This window comes from Paenibacillus senegalimassiliensis, assembly GCF_001486585.1.
GTDB lineage: Bacteria > Bacillota > Bacilli > Paenibacillales > Paenibacillaceae > Fontibacillus > Fontibacillus senegalimassiliensis.
On record NZ_LN909045.1, the window covers coordinates 12,278 to 38,637 of the forward strand.

General features: G+C 48.5%; 21 protein-coding genes. 20 read left to right on the forward strand and 1 reads right to left on the reverse strand.

The window, feature by feature from the left end; genetic code table 11:
- The first annotated feature begins 11 nt into the window (after nt 1-11).
- The 3 genes from BN3279_RS10055 (at nt 12) to BN3279_RS10065 (ending at nt 3,984) form a co-directional block, all read left to right on the forward strand.
- Nucleotides 12-1,361: an ABC transporter substrate-binding protein gene (locus tag BN3279_RS10055; protein ID WP_059050529.1), complete on the forward strand. Its 1,350-nt coding sequence runs from the start codon at nt 12-14 to the stop codon at nt 1,359-1,361.
- A gap of 18 nt (nt 1,362-1,379) precedes the next feature.
- Nucleotides 1,380-2,975 (forward strand): response regulator, encoded by a 1,596-nt coding sequence (locus tag BN3279_RS10060; protein ID WP_059050530.1) that lies wholly within the window; start codon nt 1,380-1,382, stop codon nt 2,973-2,975.
- Nucleotides 2,976-3,057: 82 nt separating this feature from the next.
- Complete coding sequence (locus BN3279_RS10065; RefSeq protein ID WP_059050531.1) at nt 3,058-3,984, forward strand: serine/threonine-protein kinase; 927 nt, start codon at nt 3,058-3,060, stop codon at nt 3,982-3,984.
- Here BN3279_RS10065 and BN3279_RS10070 read toward each other — a convergent pair.
- Nucleotides 3,950-6,043: a vWA domain-containing protein gene (locus tag BN3279_RS10070; protein ID WP_316245753.1), complete on the reverse strand. Its 2,094-nt coding sequence runs from the start codon at nt 6,041-6,043 to the stop codon at nt 3,950-3,952. The genes BN3279_RS10065 and BN3279_RS10070 overlap by 35 nt on opposite strands.
- Nucleotides 6,044-6,424: 381 nt before the next feature.
- On the opposite strand from BN3279_RS10070, the gene BN3279_RS10075 reads away from it, so the two are divergent.
- From BN3279_RS10075 to BN3279_RS10155, 17 genes are all read left to right on the forward strand, one after another.
- A complete protein-coding gene (locus BN3279_RS10075) occupies nt 6,425-8,593 on the forward strand; it encodes a hypothetical protein (protein ID WP_059050532.1) in 2,169 nt (722 codons plus the stop codon).
- A gap of 124 nt (nt 8,594-8,717) precedes the next feature.
- Complete coding sequence (locus BN3279_RS10080) at nt 8,718-9,152, forward strand: hypothetical protein (RefSeq protein WP_059050533.1); 435 nt, start codon at nt 8,718-8,720, stop codon at nt 9,150-9,152.
- A 110-nt stretch (nt 9,153-9,262) separates the two neighbouring features.
- The gene (locus BN3279_RS10085; protein ID WP_059050534.1) at nt 9,263-9,709 is read left to right on the forward strand and encodes a J domain-containing protein; all 447 of its coding nucleotides are present in this window, start codon (nt 9,263-9,265) and stop codon (nt 9,707-9,709) included.
- 31 nt (nt 9,710-9,740) lie between these two features.
- Nucleotides 9,741-10,289 (forward strand): FHA domain-containing protein, encoded by a 549-nt coding sequence (locus BN3279_RS10090; RefSeq protein WP_082673018.1) that lies wholly within the window; start codon nt 9,741-9,743, stop codon nt 10,287-10,289.
- A gap of 46 nt (nt 10,290-10,335) precedes the next feature.
- On the forward strand, nt 10,336-10,860 hold the full coding sequence (locus tag BN3279_RS10095) for an FHA domain-containing protein (protein WP_059050535.1): 525 nt from the start codon (nt 10,336-10,338) through the stop codon (nt 10,858-10,860).
- A gap of 9 nt (nt 10,861-10,869) precedes the next feature.
- Entirely contained in the window at nt 10,870-11,772 is a 903-nt protein-coding gene (locus tag BN3279_RS10100; protein ID WP_059050536.1) for a PP2C family protein-serine/threonine phosphatase, read from the forward strand.
- A 44-nt stretch (nt 11,773-11,816) separates the two neighbouring features.
- Complete coding sequence (locus BN3279_RS10105) at nt 11,817-13,508, forward strand: PP2C family protein-serine/threonine phosphatase (protein WP_082673019.1); 1,692 nt, start codon at nt 11,817-11,819, stop codon at nt 13,506-13,508.
- 64 nt (nt 13,509-13,572) lie between these two features.
- The gene (locus BN3279_RS10110; protein ID WP_059050537.1) at nt 13,573-14,859 is read left to right on the forward strand and encodes a hypothetical protein; all 1,287 of its coding nucleotides are present in this window, start codon (nt 13,573-13,575) and stop codon (nt 14,857-14,859) included.
- Nucleotides 14,850-15,551, forward strand: coding sequence for a hypothetical protein (locus BN3279_RS10115; protein WP_059050538.1), 702 nt, complete (start codon nt 14,850-14,852; stop codon nt 15,549-15,551). The genes BN3279_RS10110 and BN3279_RS10115 overlap by 10 nt, the downstream gene beginning before the upstream one ends.
- Nucleotides 15,552-15,581: 30 nt before the next feature.
- A complete protein-coding gene (locus BN3279_RS10120) occupies nt 15,582-18,266 on the forward strand; it encodes an acetate and sugar kinases/Hsc70/actin family protein (RefSeq protein ID WP_059050539.1) in 2,685 nt (894 codons plus the stop codon).
- Between the two features lie 32 nt (nt 18,267-18,298).
- A complete protein-coding gene (locus BN3279_RS10125; protein ID WP_089153459.1) occupies nt 18,299-19,069 on the forward strand; it encodes a DNA and RNA helicase in 771 nt (256 codons plus the stop codon).
- Nucleotides 19,070-19,117: 48 nt separating this feature from the next.
- Entirely contained in the window at nt 19,118-20,614 is a 1,497-nt protein-coding gene (locus BN3279_RS10130) for a phage baseplate assembly protein V (protein WP_059050540.1), read from the forward strand.
- Between the two features lie 22 nt (nt 20,615-20,636).
- On the forward strand, nt 20,637-21,740 hold the full coding sequence (locus tag BN3279_RS10135; protein ID WP_059050541.1) for a pentapeptide repeat-containing protein: 1,104 nt from the start codon (nt 20,637-20,639) through the stop codon (nt 21,738-21,740).
- Between the two features lie 12 nt (nt 21,741-21,752).
- A complete protein-coding gene (locus BN3279_RS10140) occupies nt 21,753-22,265 on the forward strand; it encodes a hypothetical protein (RefSeq protein ID WP_059050542.1) in 513 nt (170 codons plus the stop codon).
- 12 nt (nt 22,266-22,277) lie between these two features.
- Nucleotides 22,278-22,898: a hypothetical protein gene (locus BN3279_RS10145; RefSeq protein ID WP_059050543.1), complete on the forward strand. Its 621-nt coding sequence runs from the start codon at nt 22,278-22,280 to the stop codon at nt 22,896-22,898.
- A 27-nt stretch (nt 22,899-22,925) separates the two neighbouring features.
- Complete coding sequence (locus tag BN3279_RS10150) at nt 22,926-23,399, forward strand: DUF4280 domain-containing protein (protein WP_082673020.1); 474 nt, start codon at nt 22,926-22,928, stop codon at nt 23,397-23,399.
- A gap of 54 nt (nt 23,400-23,453) precedes the next feature.
- The gene (locus BN3279_RS10155; RefSeq protein ID WP_059050544.1) at nt 23,454-26,360 is read left to right on the forward strand and encodes a contractile injection system protein, VgrG/Pvc8 family; all 2,907 of its coding nucleotides are present in this window, start codon (nt 23,454-23,456) and stop codon (nt 26,358-26,360) included.

Below are 26,360 nucleotides of genomic sequence, written 5' to 3' on the forward strand. Positions count from 1 at the left end.
GCATGAGAGAGATGAAGAAATGGTTTCTGAATTGGGGTTGGATCGCCGTTTACGCCGTGGTGCTGGCAATTTCGGTACTTGTGATTGCAGCGGACGGCCATGAGCCGATTGAAGAAAGTCAAACCGAGAAAATTACGCTCACCTTCCGCCACTTCTGGATCAAGGAGCATGACAGCCAGATGCTGGATATCGTCGAGGATGTCGTGGAGGAGTTTCAGAAGACGCATCCGAACGTGAAGGTTAATTTTGAAGGTATGGATCAGACCGTTCATCGGGAGCAGAAGCTGAAGAGTGAGATGGTTACGGGCACGCCGCCCGATATGTTCGTCTTGTTTGGGGGAGCGGAGATAGAGCCGTATGTTCGTTCCAATCGACTGATGGATTTGACAGAGTTTGCGGAAAAGAATGGCTTGAAGGAAGAGTTCCAGGACCTTCACCTATGGACTTTTGATGATCACATTTACGGCTTGCCGATTGAGGGCAATGCGGAGCCTCTCTATTACAACAAGGAGATGTTCCGGCAATTCGGACTTAAGCCGCCCAAGACGCTGGATGATTTGAATCGTGTTGTTCGCGTGCTTGGAGCCAGTCGCATCACTCCTTTTGCCTTAGGGAATGAGGAGCGCTGGCCTGCGGCTATCTTTGCCCACTACTTAATGGATCGTTACGCTGGGCCGGAACTGATTAATGAACTGGTACAGGGTGAAGGGAAGTATAGCTTTCATAACCCGGGTTATCTGCAAGCCTTTCAGCATTTGAATTCATGGATTAATGATAGCGCGTTTAGTGTACCGGCTAATGATCTGTCCACAGAAGAAGCGATTGAGTTGTTCACGAGCGGCAAGGCGGGCATGTATCTGAACGGGAACTGGGATATCAATCTATTCCATAGCGGTAAAGCGCCGGAGGGATTTCAGAATCAAGTTGGCGTCATTCCCTTCCCATCGCGTACGAAGGATGGCAGCAAGTCCATTGCCGGGGGTTATACGATAGGCATCGGCTTATCTTCTAATCTGGAAGAGGCTAAATGGGAGGCGGCGCAGGAACTGCTCAAGGCATTTTATACAGAGGATGTTCAGCGGCGTATCGTATATGAAGCGCTGCGGATTCCTTCCATGAAGATTACTTATGATTCCAATAAGACGGGGCCAGTATTTGCCCAGGTCATCGAGTTGATGGAGCAAAGCTCGCAAAGCTTTGTACCGTATGATAACGTGTTGTCGCCAGAGGTGAACAAGACCTTCTTGAAGGTCTTGGAGGAAATGCTGGGGAGCCGGATTTCCCCGGGAGGAGCACTGGATCAGATTCAGTTAACATCGGAGCAATATTGGCAACTGAGGAGAAGCTCTCTGCCTAATTAACCGTGAGGAGGTAACGACATGGTCGTTCAGGATAAGAAATACCGGGTTATTCTGGTAGATGACGAACCGGTCATTTTGCGTAGCCTGAAGGTAGCGGTTCCCTGGGAGCAGATGAATTTGGAGATTGTGGGCGAAGCGAGGAACGGGGAGAAGGCGCTACAGCTTGTTCGCGAGCTGTCGCCGCATATGATTATTAGCGATATCCGCATGCCGGGCATCGATGGCATAGCGTTGATGAAGGAAGTGCTGGCGGAGAACGCCAAGAGATTGTTCATCTTTATTAGCGGATACGGGGAATTTGAATATGCACGGGAGGCGCTGCGGGAAGGCGCCTTCGACTATTTGCTGAAGCCAATTGATCATGATGAGTTGATAGAGATGCTGGAGCGGGCCAAGAAGAACCTGGAGAAGCAGACGGAGAACGACCGGTTATTGCATTCGGTGCAAGCCTTGTCGGTGCTGGCGCGTGAGCGGATGTTTGCCGAGTTCATCGAAGGCAATCCCAGTCAAAGTCCCCTTGAGCATATGCGCTGGCTGGAGAACAGTGAGCTGTCGCAGGGGTATTTCATGGCCGTGATTCAACTGGATCATTATTTGAAGCTGACGGGGCAATGGACCTCTGACGAGCGGCGCTTATGGCTGTTTGCGATTCGCAATATTCTAGCGGAATGGTCGCTTGAGCAGGGTGGACTTACGGTCTTTCCTTTTCATGGGGGTGAATGGATTCTGCTGTTCCCCAGCTCGCTTAGCGATCAGAAGGAAGAATTGGGCACGGATGTCATCCGTCAAATCAAACAGAATACCAAGTTGTCTTGCTCTATTGGATTCAGTCAAACCACGTCAGGACTGGAGAGCTTGAGCGAGGCTTATCAGAGTGCGGCCAAAGCGTTGTATCGTCGATTCTACAGTGAGCATCCAGGGGTGTTCGTGGATGATGCTAAGCTTGCGGGGAGTGTTGTTTCGGAACCGAAATATCCTAAGCATTTGGAGGCTGTGTTACTGGATAGTATCCGAACGTTGCACCGGGAACGGCTACTTACGGCTTTTGATGAGACGAAGCAGTATATTGAGGAACAGGCGATTACTAAGGAAGTAGCTGAGCGAATCATTGTGGAAATGACCGTCGTACTGTACCGTCAATATGAGCACATGAATTTGTTGTTAGAGTGGTCGCTGGAAGGGCTGCTCCAGGAGTTGCATTCCTTGGGGACTCTGCCCGAAATGATAGGATTCTTGAAGGCCAGCTTCGGCAAATGGATTACAGAAAGCCGGGAAAACTCTACAAAGGAAGATATTCAGACGGTTATTGCCAAAACGCAGGAATATATTCTCGGCAATTATCACAAGGATCTTAGCATTGAGGAGGTATCCGAGCTGGCGGATCTCAGCATCAGTCACTTCTGTCTGCTGTTCAAGCAGGTGACGGGATATACCTTCCTGGAATACCTGACCCAGTGCCGGATTGAGAAGGCGAAGTATATCTTGAAGAACAGCCATGTGAAGGTCTATCAGGTGGCTCCGATGGTGGGCTATCAAGACCCACGTTATTTCACCCAGGTCTTTAAGAAGTTAACGGGGATGACGCCAACCGAATTCCGGGAGATAGGGGCTTAGATCAGATGTGTTAAAATGGAGCCAGAAGCTTAATCTCCATAAATGAGTTGGCTAATCAGCATAGAAGGGTGAATTGTATTCCATGTCAGGGTTAGAATTAAAGCGTAATGCGCGTCTTGGGGACCGCAGCCCTATTTCCGAATATTCATACCGTATCCGTAAAGTTCTATCCGCGAGTGAACTGGCTATCGTGTATGTTGCTCGCAATGAACAGGACGGTACAAAATGTGTCATCAAGGAGTTTTGTCCCAATGGGTTTGTTTACAGGGGCAAAGATGGAGTAACGTTGTACCCTAAGGCGGGTGGTTCGGCTGATAAGTATGCCTTGCTTCGGGAGGCCTTTCAGCAGGAGGGGGAAGTGCTCGCCGGACTTAATCATTCTGGAGTCGTCCGTTGTCTTGCTCGTTTCGAGCAGAATAAGACGGCTTATATTGTGATGGAGTATTGCGAAGGCGTTACGCTAGACAAATACATAGCTGCGAATAGAGCAGCAGTTACACCTCAATTCTTCTACTCAACTATGCGGTCATTAATTGATACTCTTATGGAGTTACATGACTCGGGTATCATTCATCGCGATCTCAAGCCAGGCAATGTCATGATCTCGAGCACCGGACAATGTAAATTGCTTGATTTTGGCTCAGCAGTAGTGGTAGAGAGCAATCCGATGAAACGGCCGATCCTAACAACAACGGGGTATTCCCCGCTTGAGTTTTACTCAGAGCAAGCTGTTTTAGGCCCGGAGAGTGATATATACAGTCTTGCAGCGGTGTTCTATTTCTGTTGTAACGGAGAGCCTCCAACTGATGTGCGCAAACGCCTGTTTGAACAGCGGCAGGAAGTGATGAGCAAAGACATAAAGCGTGCGTGGCCGTTCCTCTCCCGGGCAGTTAGTCAAGGGCTTGTTGTTCCGGCTGAGAAACGTCACGCCACACTTAGTCGCTTCAAAACGGCAATATGGCTGGAATATTGGCTTAAGCAGGTGTATCGGCGCGAGTATAAATATTAGTATTTGGCTTGATTGCTTTATATCTGAGCTCTAATTCGGTAATGCTGTCCTGGAAGGTAATATAGAGCTTATCATTGTATTCCAGTATCTCTTGTTTACCCGCTGGTATGGGCGTACGGTTACGGACAAGTGAGCAACGTGACTTGTTCTGAACAATCAGAGTGCCGTCCTTGCCAGCCGTGAAATAGATATTTACCGCTTCCGGAAGGGGTTCGTTGACGTCAAGACTTGAGAATAGTGTTCCAAGGTTAACAGTTCGTTCCGGGAAGGCCGTCAGAGGCCATGACTTAACAGGAATATCACTACCGCTCGCCGTACTTAGGAAGTAGCCTTCCAGCTTGCCGGCGAAGGTTGGTTTTGGTCGAAGCCACAAGAACAATACAATACCTATTACGACAAGTGCAAACCCTGAAGCAATTAACCACTTCATTAAGGTGTATTTGGACGTGACACTTAGCTCCAAATAAGCGGTAGCCTGCTCGCCTTCCGTATCGGTTGCAATGATGACCAGCCGGGAGTCTCCCGTTTGGTGCGGAAAGATTCTTAAGTGATTCCCCGTCAGTTCGCTTTGAATAGACTTTCCTGCCTGCTCCTGCATAGCAAAGGAGAGTGTATCTCCATTTCCATCATAAAACAGTTCGTATAAATCAAGCTCCTTCTGTCCATCCTCTTTCATGAAGTGAAGCTGCTCTGCACCTTGCACCGTGGGTGCCAAATTCGTAATTGTTTGCGTATGTATTTTCGTATTTCGAAAGAAAGCCTCCCCCTCTAGTTTGGCAAACCACTCGTATTCCCCTGTAGCTGTGAACGTATGCTGAGCACTCAAGCGTTGTCCATCATTGTCCATCGCCACAATTTCTTCCGCATTCGTTGCTTTATTTAGAATAACTAACTCTGCTTTTACCCCATCGTATAGTTCCTTCTCCTGCAGAATCTCATTTGAACCGGTGTCGACCAAATGCACCTCAATAGTTGCAGGTTGCCCCTTAATCGCTTCACCACTTGCTATCTGGGCCACCGCCTCCATACTATAGCTTCCCAGTAAGCTGATCTTAATAAGATCTCCTGGACTTCCCTTGAACTTTAGTGTTGCCTTTCCCTGCTTGGGGGCGGTAATTTTCAGCAACGTATAGCTGTTCGATTTGAACAAGCGCATGTTCTTTGAACTATAGAACAACTGTGCATCTTTTAGCGGCTTCGTGGACAACAGGATAAGGTTGGCCTCACTCATCGAGGAGTTGGGGATATCCACCTGAACCTCCTGTAACTGACCCGATGCTGTGACCCCAGCCAGGGGCATGAGCACAGAACGCATTTCTTGGGCAAATATCTGGTTGAAAATATCAGGCAAATCCTCGGCACTGCTTGTGGTATAGAAGGCCCCACCCGTGTTTTGGGCAATCCGTTTTAATTCATCTGGGTTCAATGTACCGTCATGATTCAAGCCAATGGTGTATATGGGGTAACTATGTTTCTGAGCCATCTCTATGGCGCTATCACTATCTTTAGACGAGTCGTCCTTGGTTCTTGATTGCTGGTAAGGTCCGAAGTCAGTCTCCCCATCAGACAGCAGAATGAGGAAGGGTTTGCGCTTCTCATTATCTCCTTCGCTGCCTGCAGGAGCAGTTAGCAACTTGCTCCCCGTGAGTAATCCCAGCCCAAGATCTGTATAGCCTGTTCGACGCAAGTCGCTGATTTTTTGCTTGATCTCATCTTTCTTAGAAGCGACGGAAATCGGTGTCAGCGGCATCGAGCTTACAATCTTGTGGTTGTAGGCAGCAAAGCCGATACGTGTTCGACTGGCATCGCTGATATCCATGAACATGCGGACGACCTCATTAGCCATTTTTTCGGGATCAGAATGATTCATTGAATAACTTGTGTCAAGTACAAATACGGCATCGAAGCCTTCTTGTGACTCAACCTGCCGATTGGCCGCCAGAGCAGTCAGGGAAAGGGAAGAGAGCGTTAAAGTGATGATAAGACACAAAATCAGGATTTTAGTCCTAGTAAGGTTGTGGGTTGTAAATATTTGTCTGTTTTTATTTTGCATAATCATCCAGTCTACACCTCAATTAAATAAAAATTGTAAAATAGATCTTTTAAGCTATTCAGCAATCATCCCCTCTATATCGGATGGTCCAATTTGAATTTGTATACAATTCCAAAAAATAGGTCTTTGATTGGATAAATATGACTCGTATTGAATTTTTAATAGGACTAAATCCCTTATTTCAGGATTGAATGCTATAGATTGACAATTTTAGCGGGTGCTGTTTATGATTACCCCTAAAGACCTGGCCGGTAGGTTTGTGTCCTGGGTATCTGAACATAGAGCACTAGATAGAGCGCTGTTTTTTTGCACTCAATATGCAGGAACTTGGGATTATGGGCATGGGTAATGCGTCTTTGAAGAAGCGGGAGGAGGACAAGAAGGGTTATGGATATTATTAGTCAAACCAATCGAACAATGTTGTTTGATGAAATTAATCCGGAGAAGCTGGATTTGCTGACTATTGTAGGCGATGTCAAAGGGATTGACAGTTTAAGCGACGATAAGGTCAAGGAAATCAATGAGCACTTGCTCGTACGTAGCTTCGATGAATTTTTGAGTAAATTTTCACCATGTGTCTATTCTTTCTTTAATGCAGCAAACCAGAAGGTTGTTTATACGCTCAAGAAGCCGGAAGGTATGGCGGAAGATGCGATTTCGGAAATCTGGATTAACCAGAATAACGATTTTCTGAAGATGCTATTCACGCTGATTGATGCTAAACGTAGTCAGGGTATGATGAACGTCGACTTCCGATTTGAGAATCTGCTGGATATGATCTCGCCTAAGAAGGTGATGGACGATATCAGGCAGGTGCGTAAAGAAATCCACTATCTGTACGGCCAATACGAGAAGCTGGATGAGGCAGATCCTAAGAAGTTGGACCTCGGCGACAAGCTAAATGCGATGTTTGAGGATGCTAGTGCAAATTACAACAATGTCATGGCTATGCTGCCACTCGCGATTGAGGACATCAAGACACGACTCCTGCTGGGGAATTCCAATGAGGAGAAGGATGCGGAAGCCGTGCAAATCGGGATGCTGACTATTGGAGACGGCGGGGAACTGAAAATTATTGAGGCGCCAAAGAGTGAAAGCACAGAGATGGTGTTGCTCGATGATAAGAGCTCTAACGGGTTAGCCTTGGTTTTTGAAGATGATTATAACTCCATTACGGAAACCCCTTCCGGCTACGTTCGCGACTTAGTAGTACGTACCTTCAGTCCTTTGCCAGCGGTGACTACGGAAGTCAACCTGGAGCAGGAAGTGTTGAACTATAATACTTACCTGGAATTTTACAAGACAGCCAAGGATGATTTCGTAAAAACGGTTAAACCACTGGTAGAGAAAATTTTAGGCGTCAAAATGTATTTCGACCAGTATGCCGTGAAGAACAAAGGGATGCAGCCATCGCTGCTCATTACAAATAGCCAACTGGATATGACGGTCAAGAGTGCCAATATTCCACGTTTGGAAACGTACTTGAACACCGTCAATGCCAAGAATGATTTTACGGATACGATTTGGTTCGGCATTGTACCTTCAGTGGAGCTGGAGAGCGCAGGCAAGGTCAAGGTCAGCCGCGAACGCTTCAAGGGAAATGAGAAGATCATTAAGCAGGATGGCAATAACATGGAGTCATTGGCTATGCTGATGCAGGTTGTGAGCCAGTTTAAGGTGCAAATCTTCTTTAGCTTTGAATCCGGGGAAGAGGCCACATTTAACAATATTGCGACCTCGGGTGTCGACAAGTATATCGACAAATGCGCTCCTCTGATTCGCAAGGAATATAGTGAATTTGCCATTCCTTGTTTGCCGAACTTCACGATTATCCCTAAGGAGAAGTCCGGGGTGATTATCGACAGCCGTATGGTCCAAACCGAAGGCGGTGCGAAGCTTTCCCGCGAGAAGGAAGACATCCTGAAATTGTGGATTGAGGGGGTTTATGTTGGAGCCTCCTACGTTGCTGCCGGACTTGCCGCAGCTTATCAATGTCCGGAATACCTCAAGGATTCGTTCAAGAGTACCAGCAAGGAATTCCCGGGCGTTCGCTTTGATATTGAGGCAGGCGACAACAGCTTGCGCGCAGTTACTACTATGGCGAAGGAAATTACCGGCTTTACGAACACCATTAAGGATGCTATTAACCGCAAAAATTTCGGCTTCGTCTTCTCCTCTGAGAATGCACAGCTTCAGGGGAAGGATATCCGCCGTATTACCGTGTACAAGGCAAGAAGCCTGGCCATCTCCGAAGACGGGTTCGACTCGATCTACAAGACGCTGGTCAGTACGTACATCGAGAGAATGCTGCGCTTCCAGACGGCCGACTTCAAGCATGAAAATATTATTAAATTCTTCAGCAATAACCCGACAAGTCAAAAGAGCCAATGGCTCGCCAAGCGGGGGTTCATCAACTCAATCATCTATGATGGTGACGATATGAATTACGTAATCGATGAGAAGAACAATCTCTGTCATATTGATTTAATCTACAACGGTAACGTGAAGAATCTTGAAGTAATGATCACCAAGGGAACCAGTCCCGTCAAAGCGTAAACATTGTGTATGTAGGAGGCGTGACCGCGTTATTGCGGTTAGCCTTGTTACATAAATTCCAGGCTGCTGTAGATAATCAGGCAGCATGCTGGAGCCATCATACTTTTACTTAAGGAGGATATTTATGGGATTCAGACTGAAGGTTGAGGGTGCAGAAACAATTGAACTAGGCTTGGATAACATCCAGAAGGTGGTTTATGACACGGACACGCCGGACGATTCTAATGCAAGATCTACGGACGTGGGCTCTACACTGAAAATTAGCGGCAAAATTATTACAGCGACCGATGGAGATAAAGCGGATGATACGCTGAAGTTAGCCTTGTGGTCCTTGGTACCTGCCGAGAAAGCTGATTGCTATCGCAAGCTCACTCTTGAAGTGATTGCAGCGAATCAGGTTGTACGGGAAATCGTATTTCCGAATGCATTTGTTGTGGATTATAAAGAATCGTTTGGCGATACCGAAGGTATCGGTCAATTCGATCTTTATGTGAAGCAGAAGAAAGACAAGACCGAACTCGCCAAGCTTAACGGCGGATACCCGGTCAATGATATCTAAATTGGCGTCATAAGTGGGTTGATGCTAAGCAACCTGTAAATCTCAAGAGGCCCTGAGCCTCTTGAGATTTACTCTACTATCATGAATTTTGAAGAAGGCAGGGGAGAGCTGTGACGGACTACTATGAGCGGCTTGGCGTTACTCGCCAGGCGTCGTTAACCGAGATTAAGGCGGCTTACCGTAAGCTGGCCAAACTTCATCATCCGGACGTAAATCCTGGTGATCAAGGGGCCGAGCAACGATTTAAGCAAATCGCCCAGGCCTATGACACCTTAAGCGATGAGGGGAAAAGGGACGTCTATGATGAGCAGCTTAAGCGAGGGAGTAAGGACCCATCGCGAGCTAGTCAGACGGCAAATCGGAGTCAGTCATCTGCTCGTGAAGAGGCAGGAGCCCCCTTCGACCCCATGCGGATGAAGGAGCAATTTGAACAATTTTTTGCCGCACCACGTAAAGCTTCGAAGGAACCGGAGCAGAGGAAGAGCAATCCCGCAGGGCAAAACCCCTTGGATACCTCTCATTTATTTGAGCAGTTCTTTGGCTCTCGGAAGAAATAAGCAGAATTCATTCACAAGGGCGGGGGTAGCGATGGTGAAATCGGAGAAATCCGTTCGGGTCGTATATGTTGAATTATTCATTTATATTTTGCTGGTCGGACTGGTGGTTTATGTATTGCTTCAACCTGTTTATTATGTGGCGCAAATGAGCACAGTTGCTGTAGCTGCTGCAATTATACTTGCCTTGATCTGGACAGGAGGAGAATCTGGACAGAGAAAGAGACCCTCGGCCAATGACAGGGCAATTAGCAAGATTGTATTGCTAGATGATGATGGAGAGAGAGTCAAGGAATGGCTGATTCAGGGAGAGACCTCTATTCTGATCGGAAGAACTTCAGAGCAAGGCGAAGTTGATATTGATCTAAGGGACTGTGAGTACGCGCTATTGGTCAGCCCGGAGCATGCCGTGCTTAATTATGCCGATGGACAGTGGTACATCGAAGATGCCGAATCCTACAGCGGTACGGGAATTCGCCAAGCGGGACGCAGCGACGCGAATCGGCTCATTGCTGAAGAGCCGGTACGGGTCGGTGCGGGTGACATGATCTTTATCGCGAATACCAGACTTTTAGTGAAATAGGGATACTCACCCACTTACATTGACAGACGGAGGACTGAATTCAAAAATGAGCCTGACGAGATGTATGAACGGGCATATGTTTAGTTCAAGAAAGCATGGCCATACATGCCCTTACTGCAACACTACCGTAGAGACACCAGCACGTGCATCCCAAAATTCACAGATGCCGGCTGCGGCTACGGACATGGATGATAAGACCATGCCCTATTTGGGAGAGACGACCGGAATTCAGCCGGTGACGGGCTGGCTAGTATGCGTTGAAGGTCCACAGATGGGACAAGATTACCGGATTATGGCCGAGAAGAACTTTATCGGGCGAGCCGAGGAGATGCATATTCGAATTATTGGGGACAACGCGGTATCCAGACGTAATCATGCCGTTATTGTTTATGATCCGAAGAAACGGAACTTTTACCTGCTCCCCGGAGACGCCTCGGGTTTGGCTTACCATAATAACGAGGCAGTATATTCGCCTGTGGAGTTAAATGCTTACGATCTGATTCAGCTTGGACGCAGCAAATTTGTATTCGTACCGCTCTGTGGTCCTCATTTCGAATGGGATAACGGTTAGAGGCTGATGATGGAGCATAAGTATGGTTTTACTACTGAGGTAATTACAGTCTACCTGGCGGTATTTGTGATCGTAGCTATATTGCTCATCATTCGTCAGAAATTACGGACCAAGGGGGTAGCATTACATTCGAATCACGGGAAGGCGTTAGGCATCACAGCTACAGGCAATGCGGAGGAGCAAGGATGGGGAATTGAGATTGGGAATGCCCAGACCATTGGACGGCGTACAGAACAGGATGATTATTTTGCCAGCACCGTTACCAAAGTGGGCACGTTAGCTGTGCTAGCGGATGGTATCAGTGGCGTAGCCCATGGGCGCATGGCCAGCACACTTTCGGTGACCATGTTCTCTAGAGAATTTCTCAAGCTGGATGATGCGGCGGATATCCGTGGATTTTTTCATAAGGCGGCCCTAATGAGTAATCGGTCTGTAATCGAGCAGTTAGGTGGTGCTATTGGGGGGACCACTCTAATCAGCGCGGTTGTCTCAAATGGCCAGCTTTATTGGGGAGCGGTCGGGGATAGCTTGATTTTGCTATTTCGGGATGGGGAGTTTCGGTATATCAATGCCAAGGATACCTTTGAAAGTGTGCTTGAATCCAGATATTTGGCTGGTGAGATCGGGCGGGAGGATGTTAGCAGCAATCCGATGAAGAATCAACTGACAAATTATTTGGGATATGCAGGTTTTAAGAGTATGGAAATGGGTGAACCGATCCCACTGGAGTCTGGGGACATTGTTGTTCTGTGCAGTGATGGGGTGTACGACGCGCTGACGGAAGTGGAGATGGAGCAGATCCTGATGAAGGGCATGCCGGCGCAGGATACGGCGGAGGAATTAATCGCTGGCGTAGAGCGGAAGAGCTATAAGCATCAGGATAATGCAACGGTCCTCATTCTTAAGTATTAATTCATTACCCTGACGCCTGAGGCGGTGGGGGAACGGGGGAACGCATGAGGAAGGAGAATAGCGACTTTAAGACAGCCTTTGTTTCCGAAGCGGGTTCGCATTTCGACAATCGGGATTTTTTTGCGTTCGTGGAACTTGAAGACATGGCTTGTTATGTAGTTGCCGATGGGCTTGACCAGGATAAGGAAGTGCGTAGTGCTGAAATGGTAGTTAAAGCGATTCTGGAAAGCTTTATGGAGAAGCCATCGATGTCTCGCCGAGCTTTGCGTCAGGTGCTGGAGGAAGCTCACGAATGGCTTAAGTTTGAGAGCCGCCGAGTCCGTCTGAAGGCAAGCGTGCTTGTCATCGTTACCGATTATACTCGGATGATATGGGCTACTTGCGGGAATGCGAGGCTGTACCACTTCCGTGGCGGGCGGGTCAATCTGCGTTCCAAGGATCAGAGCCTGACCCAATGGATGATGGATCAGGGAAGATTGTCTGAGAGCCGGAACCAGGATCATGAAGAACGAGGGAACTTATTCAATTATATGGGGCGACCCGATCATTTTGATCCTTATATCTCGGACAAGCTGCCCTTGTCTGACGGTGATGTGTTGCTGCTTGCTACGCGTGGAATTTGGGAACAAGTCGAGTTGCCGGAAATGCTGGATGCTCTGGCGGGAGCGAGTGACCCGACTGGTTTGACTGACATGCTGGAGGAAGTCGTGCTCAGCAAGCAGCAAAAGTCTGTTAGCAATTATACGGCCGCTGCAGTTTATATCAATAAGACATTTACGGAAAAGCCGAAAAACTATAAAAAGTGGATCTTGCGAGGAGCAATGCTCCTGCTGACCTTGGCGATTGCGGGAGGCGGCATTTGGTATGTCAAGGCGAAGCAGGCCGAGACGCTCGCTCGAACCATCGTGCAAATGACGGATCTTGAGCAGGAGGCTGATCGCTATGCATCCGCAGGCGATTATGCCAAGGCGCTTAAATCATATAGCGAGGCCAAAAATGCGGCCAGCAAGCTCAAAGATAAGCTGCACTTCCAGCTTCTACGGGGGAAGCAGCAGGTAGCCCAATTCGTAACAGATGGCGATGGCTATGTGCAGGATGGGAGCTATGATATGGCCATTGCGAGCTATGGGGATGCCTTACAAGAGGCAGACAAATATAAGCCGTTCAAAGCGGAAGATATTAAGGGCAAGATTACACGAGCGGAGGCCATTGCTGGCTTGTCCGAGGTGATCAAGGAGGGCGATAAGCTCTTTCAGGAGCAGGATTATAACGGAGCTATTGCGGTTTACGGGAAAGCGAAGAAGGCCGCCCTTGAGGCCGAATATGAAACGGGTCATAAGAAGGTTGAGGAGAAGATCGAGCAGACGCAGAGCAAAATCGACAGTATCCATAAGGAAACCAGAACCTTGCAGGCCGACAATTTGGAGAAGAAGGGTGACCGTAGCCTGGCTGCCACGGATTATGCCTCCGCTATTGAGTCATACAAGCTGGCTCAGGAAATCTATCAGGAGATCGATAAGCTGGAGCGGGTGCTGGCGATGGAGCGGAAGATTGGTCAGGCGGATGAGAAGCTGAATCCGGCTGTGCCGGCGGCAATGGCAAGTACTCCAGGACCGTTACTTGAACAGAAGGGCGGTAGTGAGGGAGCATCTACTGCTAGCCAGCAGAAGCCAACGTCCAACGAGGCAGCAAATGCTAATAACGGGGACGAGACCAGCGAAGATAGTGATGGATAGAATGTGAAGATGGTATTCATGGCGGTCAGGATGAGTTGCTATTGTCCAAAGGAGGGAACGCTTCATGAAGGATATGATTCTGGAACGCTTGAGCAAAATGGAGGATTTACAGCAGCGACGTATGCTGCGAGATTTGATGAGCGGCGTGTTTCTAAATCTGGTGGATTATCAAGAGGACTTGAACCGGAGGCTGGAGCAGCGGGTGTTCGAGGAGGTTGGCGAATACGAAGGCAAGTACGATGTCTTCGTATCTATGTGCCGACGAGATGAATGGGACCCACTACATGAATATTTGTTCCCGATGATTGTGGAGGATACAGAGCCGGGGAGAATTGATCTTAGTTCAATAGCTTCCGGTCTGCGAGGCGGAGAAGCGGTACGGCTATGCACGCTGTTTCTGGCGTGCAGTCACAAGGACATTCAGCATCTTGTGCAGAGCAATCGAAGCTTCAAGGGCAAGCTGACCACCTCTCGTGCCTCCTATGATATTGAGTTCAAGCTGGAACGGAATATGGTATACATTCAAGAGATTGAAAGGTTATATCATATTTTTCTGAGCAATGGGCTGCCCTGGAAAACGCTCAATCACCCATACGCCCATAAATTTGTAGATGCGGTGTTGACCCGGCTGGACGGTGAACTGGATGAGGCAGAAGAGGTGCTGGAACTGACGGTGCATCTGGAGGAATACGAGTCGTTCAAGCGAGTTGATATGATTCCTTTGTGGAATATTCAGCGTTTAGAGCTAAAGGCGGGAGGTTTTCCCGTTCCTGCACTCGACCGCATTAATTTTGAGCATGTACTGTCTTTAAGAAAAACGGGAGTTCAGCATGGTTATCTGGTGGATGTAGTAGATGATACGGTGCGATATGTTAAGCGAAGTGAAGAGGAACTGACGGTGGTCTCCTCGCTGGATCAAACTGTGGTGTGGCAGATGCTTATGCTGGTCGAACCGTTTGAATCCGTTATGAGCAAGCCGGGATATGGACTAATGTCCAACCGCCAGAAGCAGAATTTTATCGATAGCTATCACCGAAGACAGGGACAGGTTGTTCGTTCTCGCGGTGATATTTTGCGGTTAATGCATTCCTTTGTTGCAGCAGAGTCATTAGAACTTGCTGATGTGGAGATTTGTACTCCAGGAACTAGCTCTGCAATCACCTATGAGTTAAACCGCTTTATTACGGATGAGGTCCGAATTGACAACGGAAAATGGCGGATGTGCCTGAGATTTAAGAACCAGGGCTTCGCGGAGAGTCTGTCCTTCATGGCCGAGGATGTGCTGAGCTTCCTTGTCTCCGAGGTGCAGCTTATGTTCCCGGAATACCGCTGCGAAGGAGAATGGGCTTGAATTATATCTGGGATTTGCTGGTGCGTGCCGGTCAGGCCGGATTAGATAAGCGGCACATCAGATTTATACCAGCCAGAGTGTATTCGCCATATATGGAGCTTAGCTTGCAGGAGATAAATGCCGGAGCAGGCCAGCATGAGTTGGAGGTAGAGGTTAACCCCTACTACCGATTCTACAACATATTTGGCGAGATGCTGGATATTAATTTGTCCGAGGATTCGGAGTTCAGGCATGAATTATTTGATATATTAGTGCACTTTCTGGCGGAGCTCGATCTGATGCAAGGTATGAACAAGCGGGAATATTATATCCGTTTCGTATTGCGAGATCTGGAATCCGGGACGTTTGGCGAACGGGTCAAAGAACGAATGCGCCTCTTTACTCGCGAAGAGCAGGAATGGATTGCGGGGGCGATTCTGAGAATGTACGACACGGGAGAGCCACTACATTTGCTAAAGAGCATGGTGGGCCAGGTGTTTCGGCACTCCACAATTTATGTTAACAGCGAAGAGAAGGATGAAATGCTGTTCTATATTGGTCAGAAGTGTACGGAAACGGGGCGGATGAAGCTTGAGACACTGATGGAGCTGTTTCTTCCCGTACGTTATCGAACCGAGGTGTATTGGGACTGCCATATAGGCATTATTGATGCGGAGGAGACGATGATCGTAGACCGGATCGCACTGTATTAAGGTAGTAACGCAAGAGGGAGAGTGGGGCTCATGAGTGGATTCAAGCTATATACCGATCAGGCGGGGCGACAACGCGGCAACGGACCAACTCGTTATACGAGAGAGGAGTTGTCCGAGCTAACCACCTTTCAGCTTCGGAATATTTGTTACCGGGAGCGGCTGGTGGAAGGGATCAGTCAGGGGCTGAATCGGGACGATACGATACGCATTATCCTGAAATACCTAGGCGCGGAGGAACAGTTGTTAATCGGCTTTACCAGCGAAGGAGGGATGGAGCGTATACAGGCAGTGATGAGCCGATATATGCAGGCCCCGTTGCAACAAGCTGACCGTATCCGTGTACCCGCTCGAATGGTAGTATATCCAGGTCTTGAGATCGGCAGAACAGATGCTTATGAGGTTAAGGCATCCATGGAGTTGCCCGAGTCGAATGTGCTGCTGGTGAACGACCGGATGGAATTGTGTGGTATTTTTCATCTGCGGCAAAAGGAGACCCGAGGTGATTACTATCTGGCCGCACATCATGAGGGAGAGTGGCGGCATACGGCAAATCGGCAGTATAGCCTTATCTTCATGCGCAGAAGCGATTCAGATTACATCTATAACACCTATTATCAAGAGCGTGCCCTTCCACCTACCCATATTCATTATTACAAGGTGCCCATTGCTGAATTGGAATTTGGCGAACTTAAGGATACGGATGCGGTACTGGCGGTAGATTTTGGAACCTGTAACACAACGGCGGGAGCCTTGCTGGATTGGGGTGGTGTTACTTCGTCAGCAGCAGGCGAGATATCGTCAGGGCGCGAGATTCAATTCGTCAAGTTCCCTCATACCGAGGGTATGCCATGGACAGAGGCCTTGCCGACGGCAGTAGGTGTAGTGGATTGCTCCAATCCGGAGCAGGTCAGCTATGCCTTCGGACATGAAGCCTTGCAAAGAGGGAGACGAAGCAGCTTCGGCGATCGCACGTCCGTATTCCAGGGGATGAAGCGCTGGGTGAATGACTATCGCAAAACGGTGGAGCTTATGGACAGCGAAGGGAATACTGCACGAGCCAGTCGGAGCGACTTACTGCGTGCTTATCTTATGTATGTCATTCGGATGGCGGAGCATCAATTTAAATGTAAATTCAAGAACCTGCACTTCACCTCTCCGGTCAAAATGAAGACGCCCTATCTGGAGATGTTTGCTGAGCTACTGCCCGAATACCGGATTGAGCGGACCCATGCACTGGATGAAGGGATGGCCGTCCTTTATAACACGATTGCGGATGGAATTGAACGGAATAGCTTTGTGGAAGGTACGGAATATAAGGCACTTGTCATTGATTGTGGCGGGGGCACGACAGATTTGTCCTCCTGTATCTTCCGAATTGACGATGGTCACATGTCTTACCGGATCTCAATTGAATCCACTTACGAGAATGGAGATACGCATTTCGGTGGGAATAACCTGACGTATCGGATCATGCAGCTACTGAAGGTGACTTTCGCAGATTATTATAGCGGGCTGCGGGAAAGACAGGGCATTGATGCCTTAATCGCCTTTCCGGGCAATGACTTGTTCCGGGAAGTGGATGAGCAGGGGATCGATGTTATTTATGCGGAACTGGAACGACGTTATCAGGAAGCGGAGCGAGTCATTCCAACGGCATTTGTCCAATATGAGAACCGATCTCGTGAGGAATACATACGGGTGAGAGGCAACTTTCACTTTCTGTGGGATTTGGCGGAGGAAATGAAGGAGCAGTTCTACCGGAAGACGGGAGTGGTTATGAGCCGCTTCCAGGCCAAGCATGGTCAAGCTCCCCTTGCTGGCTCCGGTTCCGGGGGAGAAGACGGTAGCCAGCTTGGCTCTCAAGAGGATGGCTCTCTGGAGATGACTCGTGTGGAGCGCTGGTTCTTGTCGGTGGATGCCAATGCCAACGGAGAGCTGAAGGATGAATATGCGGTTCCTGAATTGGTGTTCAACATTCAGGAAATTACGCAATTGATCAAGGCGGATATCTATGAGGTGGTGCGGCGATTTCTGGACGAATTCTATCGAGCAGGGGCCTTGGCAGACTATTCCATTATCAAGCTGACCGGGCAATCCTGCCGGATTGATGTATTCCGTGAGGCGCTTAAGGAATTCGTGCCAGGACGTAGTATTGAATTTCGTCAGAAGCCTCTGGAGGGGCGGGTTCCCGAGCTTAAGCTCGCTTGCCTGCGGGGGGCGATCCGTTATTTGCACGCCCGTAAGACAGGAGAGATCGAGGCGAGTGTATTGACTCGATCTGCAGCCATCCCCTACACGGTAAGCGCCTTTACTCACCATCGCCGGGAAGTGCAGCTAATCAGCAGCTTACGCCGGAGTGACAGTATGCCTGGAACGATATCCCGTCCCTCCGGGGTCGTCCAACTGGACTTGTTCCTGCGAGGCAGCGATGATGCGTTGCGGCGGCAGTACAGTTATATAAATTCTGCTGAAGATTACAAGCCCGTGGTGTATGAGGATATCCGGGCGCACTATGGGGAACGCATTCCGCAGGATGATACGGATTCCATTGTGAACGGGGAGACCAAGTTCTTTGTATTTGCCGATGAGCATGAATGGGGGTTCCATGTACTGCCGATTGCCCGCCGGGATGAAGGCCTGTTCCTTGGGCGCAAGGAGTTGTTCCCCTTCGAGAGCGATAGCTCGGAGCTGGATTTTTTTGATGGGATGAAATAGAAGCTATCAGTTGCTGAAAGGAGGGGCTGTATTTGTTTGCGAACCTGACGCCCAAATTTGAAAAGGGACGAATTCTCAAGACAGCAATGCTGGAAAGCTTGCGGGACTATCCACGTGAATTGGCAGATATTTATTACCGCGAGTATGCGGACGGTATTATTACCGGGGCCCAGGTGGCGGTGGGAGTAGATACGCTGACGGTGCAGCCTGGCCTAATCAAGCACGGCGGGCAATTATATATGCTCAGTGAGCCTGCCATACTTACCTATCTGGCTACAGGGTGGGAGACCGTGGTCAAGGTTCGGTTCCTGGAAGGGACGGAGGATGGCGACTGGGTGGTAGGGCGCAGTGAAATTGTGCTCGATGAGCGGCTTGAGCTGGCGGCAGACGAGCTGGAGTTATGCCGCTTCAAGCTGAAGACGGGTGCTCGGCTCCGTCAGGACTATCAAAATTTCCGGGACCTTGCCACAGAGTACAACACGGTTAATCTGCTCTATGCCCCAGCAGCAGCTTATGGACAAAGCACCTTGCTCCCAGCGGTGATGCGCCTGTTCGGCGACGAGCTGCTGCGGCGAGGTAGCACAGATCCGCAGGACCTGGCATTTGCCATGATGTGCCTGAACGATGGGGTGCTTCATCGCAGTGTCATTCTCCATTACATCGCAGGCCGACTCGGCATGGCATACAGGGATTATAGGAATGCCGATATTCATAAGCACCTGTTACGCATTCTGGATAGCAACCGAGGGGGCGGGAGAAAGGGACTGAGCCCTGGGAGCGCAGGGCGGATGATTGTAGATTAGGGAAGAGAGAAGCTGAGTGTCTAAATCAATAATCAAGGAGGGATACACATGAGCTCTACCATAACTTATGGACAAATTGAAGTTATGCCGTTTACCTTTGTTCATTTACATGAGTTGAAGATTATTAAGACGGTAAATGAGCATGCCCGAATGATATGCAGCGGAATAATTTCCGAAGAGAACAAGGAGCGTTATATAAGGGCATCAGACGAAGAGACAGAGGTTAAGGCATTTGTGAAGGATGAGTCCGGGAACCGACAGGCTCTATTCCGTGGAGTAGTGCTAAATGTGGAAGAGAAGTTCATTCATGGAATCCACTATTTAACCTTTGAAGCGATCTCTCATACCTACCAATTGGACATTAAGCGCCACAGGCGCTCCTTCCAGAACCCGCAGATTACTTATGCCGGTCTGATTAAGCATATTATGTCCAGTTACCCCAAGGGGGAGGCAATGGATGTTGTCACTGAGCAAAAGAAAATTGGTACTTTTATTATGCAATATGATGAGACAGATTGGCAGTTTCTTAAGCGTCTTGCCTCTCATTTCTATTCTCCTTTAATCCCAGCCGTAGGCTATGGGGTGCCTAAATTTTACTTTGGTATGCCAATGGGACTTAGCAAGGGAGAACTCTTATCTCCTTACTATAAGGCCACCAAGCGTGTAGCTGCCCATCAGACGGCTGTAGATAATTCAATCCCGGGTGTGCGTGATAGTGATTTTATCCAATATGAAGTACAGAGTGATAAGACTTTAGAGCCTGGCTATGAAGTGATGTTTAAGGGACAATTGCTGCTTGTAGCCGAGGTGGTGACTGAAATATGTGAAGGGATACTGACGAATACTGTGAAGCTGTCACCACGTAGTGGACTGCGCCCGATCAAGGATTACAATCGCTCGATTATTGGCGCTTCTATACAGGGGAAGGTTCTCAGTGTTCGTAGAGACCAGATTCGTGCCAAACTGGACATGGATGATCAGCAAGACCCCAATACGGATTACTGGTTCCCATACTCTACGATTTATGCCTCTGCTGATAATACGGGCTGGTACTGTATGCCTGAGGAGGGAGATAGTGTCCGGATTTATTTTCCAAGCTATAAGGAAGAGGAGGGGTATGCTATCAGTTCGGTGAAAAGAGAGATACCTGCAGTTGCAAAAACTACTGTCCCCACAACTCCTGCTATTGTAGCTACTGTACCTGCCTCATCCGGAGCTGCTGAAACACCTTCAGCAGCATCTACTCCAGACCGTATGGACGATCCTGCCATCAAGACCCTTCGCACCAAGTACGGCAAAGAAATCATGCTTGCCCCCGATCAAATAGTCATCTCCGGTGATGGAATGTCTATTGTTATGAATGATAACACAGGCATTAGTATTGTCAGCGGTAAAGATGTGAGCATACGCGCAGCTTCGGATATTGTTATGAATTCTGGCCGTATTCAGTTGTCTGCGGAGACCATCGAGCTCTCAGGCAATGGAAATACATTAACACTTACGGATAATACCATGTTCTCTGGTACTGAAATCAAGATGAATTGAACAAAAGGGGGCTTCATACCTTATGGACAGGTCGACAGCGTTGCAGCATTTTAGAGAGCAGGAAGTGATACCGCTTCTGAACCACCAACTGGATCTATTGGAGACAACCTTTTATCACGAGCAGACCGAGTTGATAGAGGGGGTCCTGGCATCTTTTAGGCAATTATGTTCTCGAATTCGGCATTTACAGGACCGGAACGAACTGAGGGCTATTGGTTATATCCATTATTCCTTGCTACGAACGCAGATGCTTGAGCGATCATATCTGTATATGGTTGAAGCCTATACTGCAAAGTGGTATACCGACGACTCAGAGGTGCGCTGTACTTATGATGCATCATGGGCTTATGCACCACTAGGCGGGATGATGACCCTGCTGGAGCAAAAACGAAAACGATACATCGATTCCATTCATTCGGCAGATGTTGAACGAATGGTGCTGAAGCTTGTGCCTTTCTTCCATCAATATGTGAAGGCCTTATTGCGTCTAGCCTTGCCTGAGGCCACACAAATGTCTGAGTATCAGGGGATATTGAAGCATAGTCGGCTATTTATCAGAACGGGTGAATACAAGGATTTTAGTGAGAGCTTGTACATCGAGGGTCAGGAAGCACGAAAAGATGAAGAACTTGTTGATCAATTACTTCAAGAGGATGAGGACTCACCATTTGTGTATGAAAATTTAAGACAGTTTATACAGCCATACTTTGAAGTAGAGAAGCGAGATTTACGATATAACGACTTTAGCTATAGTGAACTGAGGAACAGTCGATTCTACGAATGCATTCTGATTGGATGTCGCTGGCAGCATGCCGTATTGAACGAAAGCAGCTTTGAGGACTGCTTACTAACGGATGCAGATTTTCGTTACAGTCAGCTTGCAGATGCCAGCTTTCGCGGAGCCAGTGGACAGGCCAAAAGAAAGGGGGAAGAGCGTTCCCCAGGCTTGTGCGGGTTGCATTTTGAGCATGCTTGTCTGAACGGAGCTGATTTTACAGATACGCAAAATTTTGAGCATGCCTATTTTGAGGGAGCCTCCCTGGAAGGGGCTCGTGTGCCACAAAAGTACAGCCAGAGCTGGAAACTTAGTCAAGCTCAATTTGATTCCATTGTCTGGACGGAGTAAGGAGAAGATACGATGCACCATTATTATGCACTTACAAATGATGACCGCACATCTTCACGTCTCAAATTGGCGCTTCCCGCTATGCTAAAAACTCCGTTCGCTAACATGCCTCCGGTGCAAGTGCTGCAGGCTGAAAATGCTTCGGGTGAGGGGTACCGGGATTGGCTTCCTTTCGTGGAGGCACAGCCACTTTTGTCGGATGAGATGAAACGTATTCTGGAGATGTATAACAAGCATATTCGTTGGAAGCAGGTCCATCTAATCCATCCGGAGCTGAACCATCAGGCGCTCTATTGGATACCCTGGATTCCCGAGGTGGAGGGAACATCTATTCATACAGAGTTTTATCCGCATGACCATACGTTGAAACGTCTCGTTTTGGATTTATCAAGGGTCAAAGGACATCATTTCTTCCGACTTGCCGATATAAGAGAACCTTACTTTATCGTGAGTCTTGAGGCGGCGGAAAGTTTGCTTCGGCGAAGTTTTACGGGCTTTAGGCTACACAAATTGGCACTTATGTGAGGAGGTGTGAGCTTGCAGGCACATTGGGACGAGATATTTCTGAAGCTGAAGCATCAGCAAGAGCTTCAGGAGCAGCTAGAGATGACAGAGAACGATGAGAGCTGGATGCTCATGACAGCCAAACAGGTGGTAGAGCAGATCCCAGGTGGCCTACTCACATTTCCAGATGGCGAGCAGATGCCATTTCGTAGTGTTCAACGACCGGAAGGTGATATCACCATGCATTTACCGGTGAACTGGCTCCCTCTGACACCTATGCAGCAAGCCAGAAGCAGAACGGGAAGCTGGAATTTTCAGGATCAGAAGGAAGGGGTCGTGTTTGGTGTCTACCAAAGTGAACAGGAATTACTTCCTGAGCAGGTAGAGATGTATCAGCAGGGATTTTTGAGCGAAATGAGCCGTACAAAGTCCTCTTTGATCCGGTTAGAAGAGACAGCAATGCCGCTTCAGGATACGTATGTCAACTGCTATACGAATGTCTTTCCGCTGATGCCTGATCCCTGTCTGCAAATTGGATTCATTCGATCGTGGCGAGGCAAGGCTCTAAGCGTGAGTGGTCAATTCAAACTCGAGCATGCACCCAGATGGACTTCTATTATGTATGCGATATTTCGTACAGCAACATGGCTATAACAAAACGGATGAAAGGGAGGAGAGCATATGTCTTTTTTACCCATGCTGATCAGGGCATTAAGTGAGGGCGCTTTTGGAGGGGAAGAGACTTATGTGGTGAGAGGAGCGACCTTGCAGTGTAGTCAGGGAACAGACCCTGGTGTACTCAATGCCACGTATAGTCACGGTGTCTATATTAAGGACAAGCCTGTTCTGACGGTAGAGGATGCTGTTTGTGGAGCAAATGCCAATATCAGCGAGAAGCATGCTTTTGGGCTGTGCAAATTGAAGCAAGGGCTCCCCTGTGAGCCGCAGATTGAACCTGGTGCCAAGTGGACGGGGGGAAAAGAGGATGTGTTGATTGAGGGAGCACCTGCGCTGTTGAGTAACTGTACGTTAACATGCAACTGCCAAGGTCTGCCTGGTGTACGGATGTCAGTCGTGCCTGGTTCGATTATCGTTGAGCTTCCTTCCGAGAGTGGTGGAGTCATCTCGATTATAGACGATGGACAGGATGCTTGAGCAGATCCTTGAATTCATAGATGAATCCGGAGAAGAATCAAAGGAGACAAAGGTATGAATGTAGCAAAAGACCGTCTGACCTATCACCAAATTCATGTGGTCTGGCCCTATGGTGAGATCCGTCTTCAGAAGCTAAGCCTGCTTCAGGAGTGGGGGGAGCATGCGAGAGTGAGCCTGCAGGGAAGCGTAGAGCCTTGGCTCGCGGATCAACTGCTGACACAAGCCAGTGAACAAGATGCCATCGAGCTATGGTATGACGATGAGAAGGGCGTAAGATGTCCCTTGTTCATGGGACAATTGTATGATATCCAAATGGAGCATGCCCCGCAGGAGGTCAAGGTTTTCCTTGGCCTCATCTCGCACAGCTTTAAGCTGGATACCGAATTGAAGAACCGGTCCTTCCAACGGGTAGATCAACAATATGCAGAGATTATCGATGCTGTACTTGCCGACTATCCCGGAGCAGACAAGATTGACGAAGCCTTTGGCAAGCAGGCTACAGGTCAGTTCATGCTGCAATATCAGGAGACGGACTGGACGTTTCTGAAGCGTCTAGCCTCGCATGCTGGAGTCTCCATCCTTCCCAATACGTTGTCTGCCCATCCCCAAATCTGGATCGGGATTCCGCAGACAGGAAAAGAGATTCAGTTGGAGGGAGTTCCATTTACACTCAAAAGGAATCTAGCGCCCTTTCTGGATCAGGCAGCAAATGCCGGGGCGCATGTTCGTGCTGAGGACTATACCCGCTATGCCTTTAAATGGGATCGTATTTTGCAGGTGGGGGATGAGGTGCATCGGAATCACGAGGTTTATGTGATTACGCGGTGCGAAGGGGGGCTAGATCAAGGGCTGATGACTTGGTCGTATGAGTGTGCCATTCAAGAAGGACTACGCATCTCCAAGAAGTACAATGAGACGATAATTGGCGCATCTATTGAAGGGAAGATCATTGAGGTTAGCCGCAATCAGGTGCGTCTGCATCTGGATCTGGATGAGCAACCTTCTCAAGCAGCCCAGTGGTTCCCCTACTCGGCAGAGGGCAATCAGGTGTGGTATCTAATGCCGGAGAAGGGCGCGCAGGTCAAGCTATACTTTCCGGGTCCGAATGAGGATGATGCCATGGTGATTCAATCGGTAAGAACTTCGCCCTCTTCCCGTGCCGTGTCTGCCAAGCCTTCCGCAAATGGTCAGATTGTCGAATCCCCGGCCGAACGGCATGAGCGAAAAACAGCAGACCCCGGGGTGAAATCCTTTGCCAACCCGGAGGGCAAGGAAATATCCCTTGGGAATCAGGAATTGAACATCCAGGCGCAGGAAGGTGCGCTATATATCTCCATGAATGCCCAGCATGGCGTGAATCTGACGAGTACGCAGCAGGTTCAGATTCAGGCGACAGGCGATCTGAGCTTGTCGGGTGGACGCATCCAACTGGTGGGGGGAAATGGCTTGCACCTGGGTACGCCGACAGAGAAGGTGGATCTGGAGCAGCAGGTAAATAGCCAAGGGACCGAGATCCAGATCGAAGCCAGTGTGCATCAATTCTATGCGGAACCGCTGCTATCTGAGTTTGAACAGCAGGTAGCCGATCAAGGCATTGCGATGGTGATGGCCTCCCGCGCCTGGACGAATGCCGTGGAAGAAGTGAAGGGTGGGGCGAATGGAATAATAGAGATTTTGCAGGGAGTAAGTGATTTTACAACTGATTTACTGGATATAGGTTATCAATATGTGAATATGGACGTAAATGGCCAACTGGGGCCAGGGCGCCTTGAGCATAACGCGACCCAGGAAGGTCTAGGCAAAGCGGTAGGTGCAGTGGTTGAATACAGTTCAGACCTCGTGCAACTGAAGAAGGGATTAAAAGAGATAGGGAATGATGTTGCAAGCGCTTGGAATTCCTTAACAGACCCAGTTGCGAAAATCATTAATGACAAAGGAAACCTATTGACCCACAGCAAAGAGGAAAGCTACAATGCGGGATATAACAAGATCAAGGCATTAGAACGCGTGTCGGATGTGGTCGCTATGCAGAAGGGCGCAGCCGGACTCGCCAAAAAAATGGATAAAGGGCCAGGATCGTTCATTGAGGGTAAGTCTACAGTAGTAGAAGGTGGAGAAACGTCAAAGCCAAGCCTGGTGCCCCCACGGTGGAATAATAAGCTGCAAGAAGCGGTTGAAGGCTTGGGAGGAGACCGAAAGCTACGGACAAACACGATGCATCTACCACTAGACCTGACCTCACTAGAGAGCATGCTGCAGAGTCTGGCGTCTCGAATGGATTCATTTTCGAAGAAAGCCATTCCTGTTGGGATGGGGGATTTCAAGCAAGGGAACAAGGTCTGGAAGTTTGAAGATTATTCACGGATAGACAGTAATAGACACGGCGGTTCTGGGGGAGTGGAGAAGCCTCCCAAGGATGGGAAGAAGAGTGAAGGGGTTGAGGGAGCGGATAAAGTTAGAACACCTAAACCAATAGACCCTCGTGGAGAACCTATTAAGTTTGTTCCTAATTTTAAACAGGAAGAGATAGCTTTTCAGACGTATGAAAAGTTAAGATCCACTGGTTTAGATGCCGGAGAGTTAGAGACCATTTCACGGAATACAGGACTTAGTTTTGAAGAGGCAAGTCAGTTGAAGACACATGTAATACTTACTGAACACATGAACTTAGTTGATACTGTTAACGGCAAGTACTATTATAAAGGCTATTTTGATCCCGATATTGATATAGCCTATGGATGGGAAAAAGCACTAAAAGGTGAATTATCAGCAGAGGAAAAAACATGGTTTAGACAATTAGCGGACCATGAATTGGCAGAAAGTAAAATGATGCAAGAAGGATTGCCTTATCGTGATATAAACTATTTCAAAGATGGTACAAGGAACGAAAGTACAAAAGGTGCTCATGAGATAGCACCACCACAACCCGGGGGATTTCCAGGGTTTAAACCAAAATTTTGA

Coding starts and splice junctions, on each gene's coding strand:
- BN3279_RS10090 (WP_082673018.1), top strand. CDS start 9,741: ATGGTGAAATCGGAGAAATCCGTTCGGGTCGTATATGTTGAATTATTC.
- BN3279_RS10105 (WP_082673019.1), top strand. CDS start 11,817: ATGAGGAAGGAGAATAGCGACTTTAAGACAGCCTTTGTTTCCGAAGCG.
- BN3279_RS10155 (WP_059050544.1), top strand. CDS start 23,454: ATGAATGTAGCAAAAGACCGTCTGACCTATCACCAAATTCATGTGGTC.
- BN3279_RS10120 (WP_059050539.1), top strand. CDS start 15,582: ATGAGTGGATTCAAGCTATATACCGATCAGGCGGGGCGACAACGCGGC.
- BN3279_RS10150 (WP_082673020.1), top strand. CDS start 22,926: ATGTCTTTTTTACCCATGCTGATCAGGGCATTAAGTGAGGGCGCTTTT.
- BN3279_RS10130 (WP_059050540.1), top strand. CDS start 19,118: ATGAGCTCTACCATAACTTATGGACAAATTGAAGTTATGCCGTTTACC.
- BN3279_RS10140 (WP_059050542.1), top strand. CDS start 21,753: ATGCACCATTATTATGCACTTACAAATGATGACCGCACATCTTCACGT.
- BN3279_RS10080 (WP_059050533.1), top strand. CDS start 8,718: ATGGGATTCAGACTGAAGGTTGAGGGTGCAGAAACAATTGAACTAGGC.
- BN3279_RS10070 (WP_316245753.1), bottom strand. CDS start 6,043: ATGATTATGCAAAATAAAAACAGACAAATATTTACAACCCACAACCTT.
- BN3279_RS10100 (WP_059050536.1), top strand. CDS start 10,870: ATGGAGCATAAGTATGGTTTTACTACTGAGGTAATTACAGTCTACCTG.
- BN3279_RS10060 (WP_059050530.1), top strand. CDS start 1,380: ATGGTCGTTCAGGATAAGAAATACCGGGTTATTCTGGTAGATGACGAA.
- BN3279_RS10065 (WP_059050531.1), top strand. CDS start 3,058: ATGTCAGGGTTAGAATTAAAGCGTAATGCGCGTCTTGGGGACCGCAGC.
- BN3279_RS10095 (WP_059050535.1), top strand. CDS start 10,336: ATGAGCCTGACGAGATGTATGAACGGGCATATGTTTAGTTCAAGAAAG.
- BN3279_RS10075 (WP_059050532.1), top strand. CDS start 6,425: ATGGATATTATTAGTCAAACCAATCGAACAATGTTGTTTGATGAAATT.
- BN3279_RS10115 (WP_059050538.1), top strand. CDS start 14,850: ATGGGCTTGAATTATATCTGGGATTTGCTGGTGCGTGCCGGTCAGGCC.
- BN3279_RS10110 (WP_059050537.1), top strand. CDS start 13,573: ATGAAGGATATGATTCTGGAACGCTTGAGCAAAATGGAGGATTTACAG.
- BN3279_RS10135 (WP_059050541.1), top strand. CDS start 20,637: ATGGACAGGTCGACAGCGTTGCAGCATTTTAGAGAGCAGGAAGTGATA.
- BN3279_RS10055 (WP_059050529.1), top strand. CDS start 12: ATGAAGAAATGGTTTCTGAATTGGGGTTGGATCGCCGTTTACGCCGTG.